We start from the raw sequence: 16,262 nt of genomic DNA, 5'->3' as shown, positions 1-16,262 counted from the left end.
GATTGAGAGGAGCATTCATATGGCGGGGCATGATCATAAGCCGCATAAACGTAAAAAAAGATGGGTTCGACTCGCCATTGTTCTATTCGGATTCCTTGGACTTTCCGTCATTGCGGGCAGCATCCTGCTTGCTTATCTGTACATTACACCTCTGCCTATGGCAGAAACCGAGCGCTCGTCAAGGCTGCTGGATAATCACGGCGAAGTAATCGCCACCTTCTCACCTACAGGAAGTACATCTGAGAAAGTCACACTAGCGGACATCTCTCCGATGCTGGTGAAGGCTACATTAGCGGTCGAGGACCGAAAATTTTACGATCATCCCGGATTTGACCTTAAAGGAATGGCCAGAGCTGTGCTTGTTAATTTGCAGCATATGGACAGCAAGCAAGGTGCAAGTACACTAACCCAGCAGCTGGCCCGAAATTTGTATTTATCCCATGAGAAGACGTTCACCCGAAAACTAAAAGAAGCCAAATTCACAGCTCAAATCGAGATGAAATATAGTAAAGCTGAAATATTAGAAATGTATTTAAATGAAATTTATTACGGACACGGTGCCCATGGTATTGAATCAGCATCACAAATGTATTTTGGAAAATCGGCTAAAGATCTTAACCTAGCCGAAAGTTCCCTACTGGCAGGAATTCCGAAAGGACCTACCTATTATTCCCCCTACAACCATCTCGATCATGCAGTGAACAGACAGAAAATCGTGCTTAATTCCATGGTGGAAACCGGTGAAATCACGCAAGCTGAAGCCGACAAAGCGGCTGCCATTAAGCTAACCATACTGCCTAAAGACCGTCAGCAAGATAAGGTCATTGCTTCTTTTTTTCGAGATTATGTACGTGGACTTATATCCAGTAAGCTTGATATTACTGAAGCACAATTGGAAAAAGGCGGACTAAACATCTACACCACCCTGGATCCACAGGCTCAAAAGGCAGCGGAGGAAGCGGTGGCTAAAGAAATGGACAGTAAAAGCGAGCTCGAAACGGCACTTGTCTCTATAGATCCGCGAAATGGTCATATCAAAGCGATGGTTGGGGGCAAAAATTATCGGACAAACCAATATAACCACGCCCTTGCTAAAACAAGACAGCCTGGCTCCACATTTAAACCCATTATGTACCTGACAGCTATTGCCTCTCATCAAATGACGGGAATTACAATGTTCAACAGCGAACCAACGCTATTCCATTATGATAACAACCGCAAGACGTATCAGCCCAATAACTTTGGTGACAAATACCTTGGTGAGATCAATATGCGTCAAGCTATTGCCGCATCAGATAATATTTATGCCGTTAATACGATTATGCAGATTGGGCCGGACCAAGTAACGGATATGGCCAAAAAAATGGGGATAACCAGTTCTCTTGATCCCGTTCCATCCCTCGCTCTTGGGACTTCACCAATCAGTCCTCTTGAGATGGCATCTGCCTTCGCTGTACTTGCAAGTAACGGCCAGCGCATGCCCCCGGTAGCTGTACTTCGCATTACCGATGCAGCAGGACGAAATCTTTATACCGCCCCTGAGGTTAAAGGCGAGCAGATCGTAGAACCGGCAGCCGCTTATGTCATGACTCGAATGATGGAGGGGGTATTTGATACAGGAGGTACAGGAAGACGAGTCTCTGCGCTGCTGAAGCGCCCCGTCGCCGGTAAGACTGGAACAACGGATACCGATGCTTGGCTAGTTGGCTATACCCCTGAGTTATCTACAGCTGTATGGGTAGGGTATGACAAGGGAAGAGAGATAACTTCATTAGAAGGGCGGCGGGCTGCACCGATTTTTGCAGAGTATACGGAAAAAGCATTAGAAAACGTGCCCCCAAAAATTTTTCCTATTCCCGAGAATGTTGTTAGCACCTATATCGATTCAAAGACTGGTAAATTGGCTGACGCGGACTGTCCGGAGAAGTCGCTCGAAGTATTCGTCAAGGGAACGGAGCCAACGGAATACTGTGATGCGCATGGAGGTAAGCAAAAAACAGTTCCACCCGCTACCGATACGGTTAAGCAAGAGGAACGCTCCTGGTGGTCTGATTTCAAGCGTTGGTGGATCGAATAGATTCTAGATCCCTTACACATATAAGCCCTGCACATGGATACCTATCCGTGCAGGGCTTATTCAATTATTCACACTCGTCCAGCTATATTATATAGCCTTGGCGTCCAGTTTTGCGATCTCTTTCCAAGTCGACTCGAATGTTACGGGGTTCTCTTCCTTATGCTCCTCTAGCTCATTGGTCTTGAAGCCCCACGTATTGGAGATGAAATCAATCCTCCAGATCTTTTGATCCTCATCATATACAAGACCAGTCAAACTAAATGCCTCCTGCATTTCTAAGGGCGGTGATTCTCCTTCTACAAAAGTAGCAGCTTCGATCAAAGGCTGAGTGACCACTGTCATCTGCCATACGCCACTTCGGAGATCAAGATCCATCGATCCCATATCAAACACAGTACCTATATACTTGGACTTGTAGGCATAACCGCTCTCCTTAAACTGAGAAACGATACTTTGGAGTACATTTATATACTTATCCGTTGATAATGTAAGCTTGTCCATATCTCCAGATGCAAAAGCAGCTAAGTTCTCTTTTGCATGCTTCACCAAAGTATCTTTAATCGACTTCTGGATATTGTCCTGCCTTGTAAAATCAAGAACGATAAATTTTTTATCGATGATAACCTCCGAACTTCTTACCGTCCCGAAAGGGAAATCTGCCTCTACGGCCAGCGTCATCGATCCATCGGTTGTAACCGGTCCGAACTCAGGGTTTTCAAAGGGATTGACTTCAACCTTCTTACCATTGATGTACAATCGGCCGTTCAATTCCGGCTGTTCAGAAAAGCGGCTATCCCACCTTACCGTCTCACCCTCTAGCCCCAAGAATGCAGCATAGGAAGTTTTGGCATCCAAAAGTTCTAGATCCTCCGTGTTCTTTAGATCAATAAACTCATTCTTGAATCTGGCCTCGACTTGATATAACCCGGGTACATACGGACCTAGCTTAGCCGCAAAGTTTGGTTTATCAGCTACAGAAACTTGTTGACCATTCACAGACAAAACAGTACCCGCAAAGTTTGTTTCGACAGAAATATATACAGCGTCCATTGTAAGCGAGTATGTATCATAAAATAGCGTCTTACCACTCTTTTCAAGATTAACCACTCCACTTAATCCAAACCCTGGGAGCAGTTGATCCAGACTGTTATCCTTGGCTGCTTGTTCCCCTAGAATCACCTGTTCTCTCAACGTATTGAGAATCCCCTGCTTCTCATCTGGGTTCTGATCTAAGTATCTTACAAAGCCAGTAATCGATTTCTCATCAATGACCAAGTTCTCATCCTTAGAAGTTAAGAACTTTGCAATGGCCTTAGGATCTTGGGAGTCCAGTGCCTGTTCAAACCGCCCGATGAGCCGTTCCTCTGAAGTATAATATTGTCCCGCTTTATAGCCTCCGAACAGAACAACGAGCAACAGCATACCTAGTAACAAAAAAACTTTCTGTTTCCGGTTCATACTTACAGGAGCAGCTGTAGAACCGCTAAATGCCGGGGATGATACGACAGAAATAGATGCAGCACTTTCTGCCTGCGCATCCGCTAAGGAAGCCCCGCATTCTTTGCAAAACTGCGCCTGCTCAGATACTTGTATACCGCATTCGTTGCAAACTCTCATGTCGAATGTTTCCCTTCGTTTTTTTAAAAGCCAAACATATTACCCGATCTAAACATGGACCCGATTGAGTCACCAATGATCAGCATCGTCAGGAATATAGCTGCATAAATCAGCAGAATAGCATACAGCGTATCAAGTCCCCCAGGCCCTTCACGCTTGTAACTCATCGTAATAAGAGCTGGAATCGTAAAAATTCCACCTACGAGCGAGATACTCAAGAATGCTCCTCCAATCGAGCTTCCCATTAGGATAAAAAGAAAAGCAATGAGAGAAATAACGATAAAAGGAATGAGCATAGTCCCAAAACGGGCAATAATTTCTCTCAGATCGGCCTTCGGATTCGTGGATACCTTTACAGCTCCGAATGTATAAACCGCAATCAGAAGCATAAAGACGGCCAGCCAAAATGCAGGTTTTAATGCAAAATCAACAAATGGACTACTACTGAAGAAATTCCGGGCTTCTGACCCAACAGACAAATAAATCATGAGCGGAAACAGGATTGCAAAAATCACCATCGATATGGTGCCATTTAGTAATTGCTCACTTCCTGTTTTGTGGGTCACTGCAAGCGGACTTTTCAGCCCTTTTACAAAATAATCCAAATAGACCTTTGAATTCTGTTTAGCGCTCTCCAAATACGGATTGGTCTGAGCACTCTCGTCTCCTACTGCCCCGTTAGATGCAGCCTTCGGTGGCGACTGTGTTGTAAATACATGAAGAGACGGTGGGCTACCGACTGCCGTTTCCCGATTTACAGTCCTTTCGACACCAGAAAATGATGAATTAGAAAGATCACCTGTCACCTCCTGATGGTCAACCGTCTGGATTTTAACAGGCTCCTCTAGTTGGGTGTCAAACCTGGCTCCACATTTCTCGCAAAACTTTCCTTGTTCGTTCTCGTGCCCGCAAATCTCACAACGCATCATCTTTCCTCCCTGTTAGTCGCACTCCGATCAATTACCTATGTACCTGATTTATGTGCTTCACAATAAATATGTTAATTCCCACAGTATGTGAGCCTAGCACTATATTTGGTAATAGTATAAATGCGGCAGTATGCTAATGGAAGTATTTTCTTACGTCTGTTTGCTTGTATCGCGAAGAGGTATGCCTGGTTTTGTTTATACTATATATAAGGCTTCTACATAGAACGTGACTAAGAGTTAAGAAAGGTGCTCGCCACAATGTTAGATAAAAAAGAACAGATTTATCCGTATCCGTACGGCCAACCACTGCCTCCTTCTATCTACACCGGTACAGCTCTCGAATCAGCCCCAAGGCTTCTCGGACAGACATTGGTTCGGTGCACAGAGGACGGGGAGATTCGGTGCAAAATTGTAGAGACAGAAAGTTACGGGGGCAAAGAAGACAAAGGCTCTCACGCCTATGGCGCCAGACGAACAGCTCGTACAGAAACAATGTTTCAAGCTGGCGGGACATGTTATGTATATCTCATCTATGGCATGTACCACTGCGTCAATGTCGTCACAAGTTATGAGAACGATCCGCAAGCAATACTAATTAGAGCCGTAGAACCTTTAACTAGCCGAGACGCAGAACTCATGCAATTATATCGTGGTAAAATACCTGGCGGAAAGCCTGCTAATCTAAGCAACGGTCCCGGTAAACTATGTCGCGCACTTCGTATTGATAAGAGCCTGAACGGTTGTCAGTTGAACCATTTGGATGGGCCTCTATACCTTGAACTTGGTGAAAATTCATCGAATCTCCCCATTGTCCAAGCACCTCGCATCAACATTCCCTATGCAGAGGAGTACGCAAGCAAGCCTTGGCGTTTTTATATTGAGGGCAATCCATATGTTTCTGTCGTAGATAAAAAAGCATTAACAATCAAATAAACGTTTGAATATTAAGCGGATTTGGCGTATATTTGAACTAACAATCAAACCTACGTTTGAATATAATAGTCCGTAAATAAGATCGAGTTATGGATACAGCGAGGGAGGTTATACATGTGACGGTAAATAAAGAATCACTATCGATTGTTGAAAACCAAGATATATGCGAAGCCTTTTGTCCAACGGCTGAGAAGGTATCACAACTGAAACAAGCGATATTCGAAGATGACATTATTGGAATGACTGAAATTTTCAAAGCTCTGTCCGATCCTACACGTGTTAAAGTGGCCTACATGCTCGATCGAGGTGGTGAACTTTGCGTATGTGATGTGGCTGAAGTGCTTGGGAGCTCAACAGCGACTGCATCTCACCATCTCAGGACTTTAAAGAATAAATCGATCGCTAAATCACGCAAAGAAGGCAAAAATGTTTTTTATTCCTTAAAAGACGATCATATTCGTACCCTGCTTCATATGACACTGGAACATCAGAAGGAGAAGGTGGAAGCATGAGCACTTATAACGATTCTGCAACTAGCCGTAATAATAACAATAGTAGCGATGATCTCACAGAGTACCGGGTACAAGGGCTTTCCTGTCCTAACTGTACTCGCGAAATGCAAGAAGAGATCCAGAAGCTTGAACATGGCAAGAATGCCAAACTGAGCTATAACAGTGGAAAGCTAACTCTCTCCCCTAATGTGGATTTAAAGCGCGTAGAGGGAATATTAAAAAGCGACGGTGCCCGCATTGTTAATCTAACAGACTCAATTGCTGCAACTTCTACAAATGCTGGCCAGCCTGGGCATTCTCACGATCACAGCAACCATGCCCATAGTCACGACCATGGTGAAGGCCACAGTCATGGACATGATCATAGTCATAGTGAAGGTAAGAAGATGAAATGGTTGCTATCCATTTCAGCTGTCTTTTATCTCCTAACATTTGTTCTTACCGACCAAGTTCCAGCACCTGTTGTTATCACTTTGTATGCTGCAGCTATGATTATGAGCGGATATACCACGTTTCTACGGGGACTTCGGAATTTAACAAAGTTCAAGTTTAATATGGATACGCTGATGACGGTTGCACTTGTTGGTGCCGTGATTATCGGCGAATGGCGCGAAGCGACGCTAGTAGCCATATTATTCGGTCTGAACGAAATGCTTGAGGGCTACGGCATGAACCGTGCCCGTAAGTCGATGGAAGCTTTGCTGGCGGCTGCACCTAAAGAGGCAGAGCTGCTTCGAGATGGCGAAGCTGTGCGTGTACCGATTTCAAGTCTTTCCCCTGGTGACATTGTTCGTGTCCGCCCAGGAGAGAAGATTCCTTCTGATGGCATCATTTCGCAAGGTACCGGGGCTGTCAACGAAGCTGCGATTACCGGTGAGTCAGTTCCCGTTACAAAGCGCGAAGGGGATATGGTATTCGGAGGTAGCGTCAGCACTGACGGCCTGTTGAATGTTGAAATAACCAAAGCCTACGAGGATTCTTCCTTGGCTAAAATTATGCATTTAGTCCAAGAAGCGCAGGATAGCAAAACACCAACGGAATTGTTTATCGATAAATTCGCAAAATACTATACACCAGCCATTATGATTATCGCTCTATTCGTCACCATCATTCCGCCGCTGCTATTCGGTCAGCCGTGGATGACATGGGTGTACCAAGGTCTCTCCATTCTCATTGTCGGTTGTCCCTGCTCGCTCGTACTGTCCTCTCCAATTGCACTCGTCAGCGGTATGACAAGGGCAGCCCGCAACGGAATTTTGGTCAAGGGCGGTGTTCACATGGAGCAGCTTGGACGACTTCAAGCTATTGCCTTTGATAAGACGGGTACGTTAACACGTGGGGAGCCTGCTGTATATGCCGAAACCGTATATAACAAAGATAAATTTTATGCGATTACCGGATCTGTGGAACAGTCATCCTTACACCCACTGGCAAAAGCAGTCATGAAACACTTAGCTGACAAGCAGCCGAATAAGACTTTTGCGGAGCCACTGCAATCCACCGTATTACCAGGTGAAGGTGTCCGTGCAGAAGTTGACGGTAAACTTTATTGGGTAGGTAGTGAAGAGGTTCTTCGTCATGTAGAAGGTGAACAGGAATCCGTGATGGCTACCGTTCGTAATGATATCCGGCTTCTGAAGGAGCAGGGTTATACCATTATAGTCGCAGCCGATAAGCATTCCGTGCTTGGCCTGTTCGGTTTGGCTGACGAGATCCGTCCGGAAACGCCTGAGGTCATTCGACAATTGCATCAAGCAGGCATTACAAATACAGTTATGCTAACCGGTGACCACGAACAGTCGGCTCAATCTATCGCTAAGCAATCCGGTGTAACGAGCTTTTTCGCAAGTCTCCTGCCTGAAGAGAAAGTATCGAAGATAAAAGAACTGGCTAGCAAGCAAAAGACAGGTATGGTGGGAGACGGCATCAATGATGCTCCTGCACTTGCCGCAGCCGATCTCGGTATTGCCATGGGTAAAGGAACAGACAGTGCCATTGAGACGGCAGATGTCGTGCTTATGCAGGATCACTTAGGTAAACTGCCAAATGCGATCCGTACGGCGAGAAAGGTAAACCGCATCATCCGTTGGAATATCGCGATCTCGCTATCTCTGAAAGCCATTGCTCTGCTGTTGACCATTCCGGGTCTGCTCACCCTATGGATCGCGATTATTTCCGATATGGGCGCGACAATTCTCGTGACACTCTTGGGATTAACCATCCTGCTTGGCAAAGATAAATCTCCGGCTTCATCTAAATAGTTAGATAAAAAAAACTAATCCCCTTCTCTCCGTTTATAAGAGAAGGGGAGTTTTCATGTTATCATCTGAATACTAAATCGACTACAATCGGCAAATGATCCGAAGCCTCGGTTTGGACTACATGCTGATTTTGATGCTTTATACCAGGGGAAATCAATATATAATCGATCAGTTCTGTTGGAGATGTAGATGGGAATGTGTAGACATTCTCCATGTCTTGAAAACTGTTCACGAATAGGCCACTTTCTAACAATCGTTGAAACTCAGGACTCTCGGGTTCCGTATTGAAATCGCCCATTAATATGCTGGGTTGATTGGAGCGAGAAACAAGATCTATAATTTCCTCCACCTGCGCTAATCTACTTCGCGCATCCAACCCAAGATGTGTATTGTAGACATTCACATGAATGCCATCCAGATCTACCACAGCATGCAACATCCCCCGCTGCTCTTCACCAAAGCTACGAAGTAAGATGTTATCGGAACGAAGAATAGGGTACTTGCTTACAATCGCATTCCCATACTGACTATTCTCAGCCAATCCACCCACCTGTCCAAAATCCAAGTTCGCTCCGTATACGTAGTGATATCCAGTTAAGCTAGCTATCTCTTTCGCCTGATCTTTATAGTCGCTCCGATCACTAAAGAATCGATCCACTTCTTGAAGCCCTACAATACACACGCCTGAATCAAGAATAACAGCGGCAATTCTTTGAAGGTTCAATTGGCCATCCATACCGACTCCGTGCTGAATGTTATAAGACATGACCGTTGTACTTATGACCCCTAAACTGTTTTGCTCTTCCATGAACATCTCTCCCTTCAGTTGTTAAACCATGAAATCCTTCGAAACATTTCCCAATTATATCCGTCTAATAGATATCACTTATGGAGGTGTAGAAGATGATTGTAAATAAATCATACAAAATCGTCGGGGCTACAGCACTCGCTCTAACGCTAAGTTTAACGCCTATATCCGGTCTTTTACCAGACTTGACTCCATCCGTCTTTGCAGCCCAACCTCATAAAGAAACACCTACTGTATCTTCAAAGATAGAATTAAAAAATTCCTCATTCAAGAAAAACGGAGTTCTATATGTCCCGATTAAAGAATTATCAGAATATGTAGATCTACACATTACACAAACTCCTAATAAGAAATATGTTTATATCAATAGTCCTTTGGAGTCTGTTCGAATAGCTCCGAAGCAGTCCAAAGCTGTAAATGCCGAAGGAACCACTATTGCCTTGGAAGGATCACCTATCGTAAAACAGGGTGTCACTTATGTTCCATCCTCGCTACTCGCTAAAAGCTTTGGAATAAAGCTGAAATGGGAAGGAAAGTCCTCCATATCACTCCAAGTAAATCAACAGTATGTTTCCAACTCTTTTGAAGGCATGCTGTTCTGGTTAAACCGTGATAATGGAACATTATTAATGGGGCAAGCTGGAAGTATCCCGAAAAGTGCTGGAAAGGTTGAAATCGAGAATATCGATTGGATCCGTATTCAGCCTCGTAAAATTAATCCATCTACCTTCGTTATAGATGCGACAAATTGGCATGGTGAACCGCATATCCACGAGACTCGTATTCGTGTCCTCATTAACGACCGTAAAATCGTGAAGCAAGGCGTTACTAACTTCTCTAATTTTGCAGGTATGAACACAAAATCAAATGTGAACGGCTTTAAAGGAAATGTTGCGATCATGAATGGTAGCAAGCTACAACTGGTCCATCCCACAGGCAAGGTTGTAAAGACTTATAATCTTGAAGCCCTAACCGGCGTTAAAGATGATTTCGTTGTAGAAGCAATTGAGAATGACTTTTTGTTGGTACGTCCTTATATAGAATCAACTTTATTTATAGTCCATCCGACACGGAACAAGTCTGCCCTCATCTACCCGGATCTACTAGATGAACAAACAATAAAGTTAATAGCTGAATATCCTCCGAATGAAGTGGGTTATGTTGGCGATGCATTGACTTACAAAGGATATAACAACAAAAAGCTGACTTTTACGTTCAATCATCCTTTATTAAGTAGTAATAAGACGTATTCGTACACCCTGCCCTTCTAACATATTACATTTCATACGCTTCAAGACATAAAGAAGCCCGGGTGCAGCTTAACGCATCCGGGCTTCTTTCCTTATTTATTCTGTTTCCAACGCCTGCTTAAATTCATCAGAAGAATCGTTCCACCATTCCTCGTTCTTGGAGATGAGTAGATCTTTCAAAGCCTTTTTCTCCACATCACCTAATCCATCGACAATGATCTTACGTTTCAGAGCTGCATCGAGTTTATTAACATGATCCGCAAGGATCTTCCAGCCCCGCTTCGCTTCCTGATCGATCCACATTTCACACGCAGTCATACCGCCGTAATGTTGTCCTTCCGGCGTACGATCTACAGCTACCCATACGATCCAGACCTGACGACCATTAGGTACATCCTCACGGTTCGTAGAAAATTTGATGCCACGTTCCACTTTACTCTTCGCGTGCATTGCACCGATTTCAATCTTTGCTTCTCCACCGTCAATAATGACTGGTGATACACTATTCAGATCAATCGAGCCTGCACCGAACCCTTTATGTTTGCTCTTGCTACTTATAATGTTGAGGGCAATCTGCTTCTTCCCGTTTTGCTCCTGATTCTCCATTATGGCAAACCTCCCTATATATAAGAACGGAAGAGACCTTCCGCCTCGCTGATTCAGATAACCAGTCCAATATATTTTATTTTAACTAATAATCACCCAAAAGCAAACATATACATGCTGTAGATGCTTGTCAACGGGAGGTTGTTCGATATGGTCCCATCACGCGCTAAAGTCTTTCTTTCATCCCTGCTTGCCCTCGGTCTTCTTGGAGGATCAATGCTGTTATTTCTGCAGGGTACCCGTGTTTCAACACCTATTCTCGCCCCGGAATCGGGCAAGCCTGCAGTCGCGGAAAAGGCTCCACTCTCTCCACCTAAAGCTCAGTACGATGTCCCTGCTCCTGCACTGAGCAACAGGCTTGTTGAATATCACATGGATGTCAGGTACGAGCCTGAGGAGAACAAACTCAAAGGGAAACAAACACTAACCTGGACTCACCCCGGTAAAAAAGCAGTAACCGAGCTATACTTTCATCTTTATCCCAACGCATTCGCCTCTAAGGACACAACATTTATGAAAGAATCCGGCGGTAGACTTCGCACGGACCAGATGCCTAATGATGGATTTGGTTCAATGAAGATTACGGGAATTAAGACGGAGGAGGGGCTGTCTTTGCTCCACCGTCTTCAATATGTGCAGCCTGACGATGGGAACGTCAAAGATCAGAGTCTCGTGAAAGTACGCCTTCCACGCCCTGTTAAAGGCGGTGAGAGCTATACATTGATCATGGAATTCGAGGTGGAAATGCCTAAAATCTTTGCACGTATGGGTACGGCAGATGATTTTGTAATGGCAGGGCAATGGTTTCCAAAGATCAGTGTGTATGAACCTACAGGAACACGTGGGCGTAAGGAGGAAGGCTGGAATCTCCATCAATACCACGGGAATTCAGAGTTTTATTCTGATTTCGGCATTTACAGCGTCCGCATTCGCGTACCGGATAACTATATTGTTGCCGCCACTGGTTTCCCAACCAAGCCAGCTACAAAAGCGAATGGTGAAAAGGTCTATCAATTCTATGCCGATGATGTACATGATTTTGCTTGGTCGGCTTCACCAAACTTTATCGTCGCTGAAGAGGCATTCTCTGCTCCAGGCATACCGGGTGTACGAATAAAGCTATACCTCGATCCGGTACATAAAGACCTGAAAGATCGGTATTTTGACGCCGCTAAGGCAGCCCTATCCTCTTACGGTAAGTGGTATGGTACTTATCCTTACTCGACCTTATCCATTGTTGTACCGCCAGAAGCGGGAAATGGTGCAGGAGGAATGGAATATCCGACACTTGTAACGGCCTTCGGAGCCAAAAATGATTCACCCGGGTACGATCTGGAGCGCACCATCATTCATGAGATTGGACACCAATATTTCTACGGTATGATTGCAAGCAACGAGTTTGAAGAAGCATGGCTTGACGAAGGCTTCACCTCATATGCTGAGGAGCGAGTCATGGAACAGGAATATGGCGTGACTTCTAATACGGCAGCCCAAGCTGCAGCCATCTCCTCACCAGAGCCATTACAACAAGAATCTTGGAAATACGGGTCTCACCAGAAATATGCACTTAATGTTTACACACGTGGCAAGCTGGTGCTGCAAGATATTGAACGTCTAGTCGGTACGCAGACCATGAACAAAATCATGATGGCCTATGCGAAAAAATTCCGCTTCAAACATCCAACGACCCAAGATTTCCAACAGGTAGTAGAGGAGCTAACAAAACAACCATGGCAGTCCTATTTTGACCAATACGTATACGGGAACAAGATGGCTGATGTCGCGATTGAACAAATTGAGACCAAAAATACCGGTTCACGCGAGGAGCCTGCATATGAATCTATAGTAACCGTCGTAAATAAGGGGGGCACGGTTACGAACATCCCGATTACATTCGCCTTCGAAGATGGAAGGACTGTAGAAAAAATATGGGACGGTAAGAAAAAAACAACGCAGTACAAAATCGAGCATCGCTCTCCATTACTGTGGGCCATGGTTGATCCTAAATTTACAATCGTGCTGGAGAACAAACATATTAATAACTATATGAAGGCGGAAATGGATCCGAAAGTGCTCACGCGCTGGAACCTAAGCATTAACAAGCTGGTAGAGGCACTGTTCGGCAGCCTGTCATGGTAAGGGGGGAGAACATGAAAAGCTATACAGGCAAAGGCTGGACCAGTGTAAAAGATCAGTTCTATGTTATTATTCTGTTGTTTTTATACAAGCTTTTGTGGGGATATTTTCTTTACCGGATCGTAAAATCAGCCGTTGTTCCACTTCTGATGCGATTTCCTGATCCCGCTCCAAGTGAGCTTAGTAAGCTGCTGTATTTCTATGAGGGAGAAATGGCCTTATTACAGAGTAATGACGTTCACACCTATGCCTGGATACTTATACTTATGCTAATGATTCGGATGGTGCTAACTCCACTCATTCAAGCAGGTATACTCTACAATCTTCATCAGGAGGCAAAGGGAGAGCGAGGATTGTTCCTCTTTAAAGGAATGAGACAATTATGGAAACCAGTAACCCTGTTTTACATAATTGAGACTCTATTTACCTTTATGCCAGCTTATTGGCTGGTGCCCAAAATGCTTCCTTTTCTATTCGCGGCTATTCGAGAGCCTTCTGCCTTGCTCCATCTAGCCCCTTACATCCTTGGTTGGTTAATTTACGCGTATCTGCTTCGGATGTGCCTGCTTTACATGCAGTTCGGAAAAACAGGTGGGACCAGCATGATATCAGCTTTATGGATCTGCTTGCGTCATATCGGAAAGGTCACTCTGATCTCAATCATAATTGGTGGAACGGGAATGGTCATGCTTCTATTACTCAGTGGATTATCATTCCTATGGGCTGGACTAATGGGTCTGATCATTCACCAAGCTAGCTATTTTATAAGTAGTCTATTCCAGCTCTGGAGTATCACAACACAGTACCAGCTATGGCTTACACATGAACAGCAACGTTAAAAAATACTCTCGTTCCAAAAAAATCCCAATCCTTCTCAAAGGATTGGGATTTTTCGTATAAAAATATAATTTCCTCGTTTGCCAAATTGTTAATACTCTGCTAAAATAACGAATGTGATAGTAACAACTTTGTCATCTTTATTGTAACTTTTTCATATGGATAAACAGTCGAATATTAGAACTAGATTTTTTATACCATTAAGAAGCCGAATTCCCTTACATGGGAAGCGGGGGATCCGTCTTGGGTGCATTGATCTCGCAACAGAGTGATCATAGGCTAACCTTCAGCCGAACCCTTAAGCTAACCTCGCAGGCATTGGAAGGAGCTTTCTCTTGAAAAAAAAGTTAACAGCCATATCGATCGGACTTACACTCGCTCTTACATTAAGTGCCGGAAGCGCTTTCGCTGATTCCAAGCTTAATAACGCAATCAAACCAGTCATTGGTGTCTCATATAAAATGGGTGGAACAACGACTAAAGGATTCGATTGCTCTGGATTTACAAGTTATGTATTCAAGAAAATTGGACTCACATTGCCTCGTGCATCCGCATCCCAGTATAAAGTTGGGACTGCCGTAGCAAAGAGCAATCTAAAAGCTGGTGATCTTGTATTCTTTAATACCTCCGGCAGAGGCGTATCCCATGTTGGGATTTATGTAGGCGGTGGTAAATTTGCACATTCCTCAACTTCCAAAGGTGTTACCATTACTGCACTCAATTCCAGTTACTTCGGAAAACGGTACATAGGCGCTAAGCGTGTTATGAGCTCGAGTAAGTACAAAGCCGTCGCTGTCAATTATAATTAATTATCATATAAGCCGTTACCTAAGCCCGGATGAGATCTCTACAATCTCCTTCGCGGCTTTTTCTTTATACTTATATAACGTATGGACCTTGCAAAAAGTTCACCTTTTTATAAAATAATTTTTAATTATTTTCTTAGGTATCATGTCTTACTTGTGATTTACCCTTATTGCAGATGATTAAACATGTTTCAGGTAAATTTGAATCATTATTTGTCTTTTTTCTTCGTCACATAACCATTTAAACCACTCGAAAAGACAGCAAGAAACAATTGCCAACAGGACAAGCCCTCTGATAGAATATCAGTGTAATCATTCCATCATTATTGTAAGGGCTTTTATACATAGAACATTGTGCCGAATAGCCTTCAACCGAACCCTTAAGCTAACCTCGCAGGCATGGAAGGAGTCTTTATATGCTAAAGAAATTAGGCGTATCTGTTATCGGCCTCACTCTCCTACTTACTTCTGGGATCAACAGTGCTTTTGCAGACAGCAAGCTAGATCAAGAAATTGACCAAGTTCTTGGAACAAAATATAGTTATGGCGGAACAACAACAAGCGGATTCGATTGTTCTGGGTTCACAATGTACATATTCTCTACGCTGGGATTAAAGCTCCCGCATCAATCGAGCTCCCAATTCGAGATGGGGACAACGATAACCCGCCAAGATTTGCGCCCGGGTGATCTCGTGTTTTTCAATACGACTGGCCGCGGGGTATCCCATGTAGGCATCTACATCGGGGATGGGAAGTTTGCTCATGCCTCTACTTCCAGAGGTGTTGTTACCAATCGTTTGAGTGATAGCTACTACGCAGAACGATATATTGGCGCCAAACGAATTCTGGATGACATATTTTACGAAAATCTTGCAGCAGAATAACTCATTTTTTTTATAACATACTAAATCATATCCGCGAAGAGAAGCTTCCTTTCTTTTGGCGGTTTTTTCTTCCTTACTCAATTAAAAAGGAGACAACTTATGAATCACCAGACAGAACAGCTATATGCCATTCCAATGACGATCGACCAAGCAGCTGAAGTTTGTGAATGGACGTATCCAGCTCCGTATAATATATACGGCTGGCTACCTTTTGAACAGATGCAGGGTCTCGGTATTGAATTTGGTGATCCGGATATCCGTCGTCAGCAATATATATCTATTATGGATGAACAGGATCGAATGTGGGGCTTCGCTCAGTTGTTCCCAATGGAGGGTGTCACGCGAATTGGCCTTGGTATGCGCCCTGATTGGTGTGGCCTTGGAATGGGTAAACGATTCGTGAAATGTATTACTGATGAAGCTATACGAAGACAACCCTCGAATGAAATTGATTTAGAGGTGTTGACTTGGAATAAGCGCGCAATTCGCACTTATCAGCAAGTTGGGTTTCAGATCACTGATACTTACGAGCGGATGACTAAAGAAGGAAATGCACTGTTTCATTGTATGGTATATAAGCCGCTAGAGAAGTAAAGAATCATCTAA

At 44.0% G+C, this 16,262-nt stretch carries 14 protein-coding genes and 1 riboswitch; of the genes, 10 read left to right on the top strand and 4 right to left on the bottom strand.

Annotation, left to right across the window (positions count from 1 at the left end):
* The first annotated feature begins 19 nt into the window (after nt 1-19).
* On the top strand, nt 20-2,077 hold the full coding sequence (locus ACK8P5_RS00620) for a transglycosylase domain-containing protein (RefSeq protein ID WP_422659086.1): 2,058 nt from the start codon (nt 20-22) through the stop codon (nt 2,075-2,077).
* 87 nt (nt 2,078-2,164) lie between these two features.
* Here ACK8P5_RS00620 and ACK8P5_RS00615 read toward each other — a convergent pair whose 3' ends face one another.
* Nucleotides 2,165-3,694, bottom strand: a complete 1,530-nt coding sequence (locus tag ACK8P5_RS00615; protein ID WP_422659085.1) for a zinc ribbon domain-containing protein — start codon at nt 3,692-3,694, stop codon at nt 2,165-2,167.
* Nucleotides 3,695-3,717: 23 nt separating this feature from the next.
* On the bottom strand, nt 3,718-4,620 hold the full coding sequence (locus tag ACK8P5_RS00610) for a zinc ribbon domain-containing protein (protein ID WP_422659084.1): 903 nt from the start codon (nt 4,618-4,620) through the stop codon (nt 3,718-3,720).
* Between the two features lie 261 nt (nt 4,621-4,881).
* On the opposite strand from ACK8P5_RS00610, the gene ACK8P5_RS00605 reads away from it, so the two are divergent.
* From ACK8P5_RS00605 to ACK8P5_RS00595, 3 genes are all read left to right on the top strand, one after another.
* On the top strand, nt 4,882-5,556 hold the full coding sequence (locus ACK8P5_RS00605; protein WP_422659083.1) for a DNA-3-methyladenine glycosylase: 675 nt from the start codon (nt 4,882-4,884) through the stop codon (nt 5,554-5,556).
* Nucleotides 5,557-5,666: 110 nt separating this feature from the next.
* Nucleotides 5,667-6,068 (top strand): ArsR/SmtB family transcription factor, encoded by a 402-nt coding sequence (locus tag ACK8P5_RS00600; RefSeq protein ID WP_422661332.1) that lies wholly within the window; start codon nt 5,667-5,669, stop codon nt 6,066-6,068.
* Nucleotides 6,065-8,329 (top strand): heavy metal translocating P-type ATPase, encoded by a 2,265-nt coding sequence (locus ACK8P5_RS00595; protein WP_422659082.1) that lies wholly within the window; start codon nt 6,065-6,067, stop codon nt 8,327-8,329. The genes ACK8P5_RS00600 and ACK8P5_RS00595 overlap by 4 nt, the downstream gene beginning before the upstream one ends.
* 61 nt (nt 8,330-8,390) lie before the next feature.
* Here the strand turns inward: ACK8P5_RS00595 and ACK8P5_RS00590 are convergent, their stop codons facing one another.
* The gene (locus ACK8P5_RS00590) at nt 8,391-9,137 is read right to left on the bottom strand and encodes an endonuclease/exonuclease/phosphatase family protein (RefSeq protein WP_422659081.1); all 747 of its coding nucleotides are present in this window, start codon (nt 9,135-9,137) and stop codon (nt 8,391-8,393) included.
* Nucleotides 9,138-9,232: 95 nt separating this feature from the next.
* Here ACK8P5_RS00590 and ACK8P5_RS00585 point away from each other — a divergent pair, with 95 nt between their 5' ends.
* Nucleotides 9,233-10,408: a stalk domain-containing protein gene (locus ACK8P5_RS00585; protein ID WP_422659080.1), complete on the top strand. Its 1,176-nt coding sequence runs from the start codon at nt 9,233-9,235 to the stop codon at nt 10,406-10,408.
* A gap of 75 nt (nt 10,409-10,483) precedes the next feature.
* Here ACK8P5_RS00585 and ACK8P5_RS00580 read toward each other — a convergent pair whose 3' ends face one another.
* Nucleotides 10,484-10,993 (bottom strand): YwhD family protein, encoded by a 510-nt coding sequence (locus ACK8P5_RS00580; RefSeq protein ID WP_422659079.1) that lies wholly within the window; start codon nt 10,991-10,993, stop codon nt 10,484-10,486.
* Nucleotides 10,994-11,143: 150 nt separating this feature from the next.
* Here ACK8P5_RS00580 and ACK8P5_RS00575 point away from each other — a divergent pair, with 150 nt between their 5' ends.
* From ACK8P5_RS00575 to ACK8P5_RS00555, 5 genes are all read left to right on the top strand, one after another.
* On the top strand, nt 11,144-13,132 hold the full coding sequence (locus ACK8P5_RS00575; protein ID WP_422659078.1) for a M1 family metallopeptidase: 1,989 nt from the start codon (nt 11,144-11,146) through the stop codon (nt 13,130-13,132).
* Nucleotides 13,133-13,143: 11 nt separating this feature from the next.
* Entirely contained in the window at nt 13,144-13,968 is an 825-nt protein-coding gene (locus ACK8P5_RS00570; protein WP_422659077.1) for a hypothetical protein, read from the top strand.
* Nucleotides 13,969-14,162: 194 nt separating this feature from the next.
* Nucleotides 14,163-14,299: riboswitch (cyclic di-AMP (ydaO/yuaA leader) on the top strand.
* 2 nt (nt 14,300-14,301) lie between these two features.
* Nucleotides 14,302-14,775 (top strand): C40 family peptidase, encoded by a 474-nt coding sequence (locus tag ACK8P5_RS00565; protein WP_422659076.1) that lies wholly within the window; start codon nt 14,302-14,304, stop codon nt 14,773-14,775.
* A 413-nt stretch (nt 14,776-15,188) separates the two neighbouring features.
* A complete protein-coding gene (locus tag ACK8P5_RS00560; RefSeq protein ID WP_422659075.1) occupies nt 15,189-15,656 on the top strand; it encodes a C40 family peptidase in 468 nt (155 codons plus the stop codon).
* Between the two features lie 99 nt (nt 15,657-15,755).
* Nucleotides 15,756-16,250 carry a GNAT family N-acetyltransferase gene (locus tag ACK8P5_RS00555; RefSeq protein WP_422659074.1) on the top strand — a complete coding sequence of 165 codons (495 nt, stop codon included), beginning with the start codon at nt 15,756-15,758 and terminating at the stop codon, nt 16,248-16,250.
* The last annotated feature ends 12 nt before the right edge of the window (nt 16,251-16,262 follow it).

The organism is Paenibacillus sp. EC2-1, assembly GCF_049311625.1.
GTDB lineage: Bacteria > Bacillota > Bacilli > Paenibacillales > Paenibacillaceae > Paenibacillus_AQ.
This window is presented reverse-complemented; position numbering and strand designations above follow the sequence as displayed.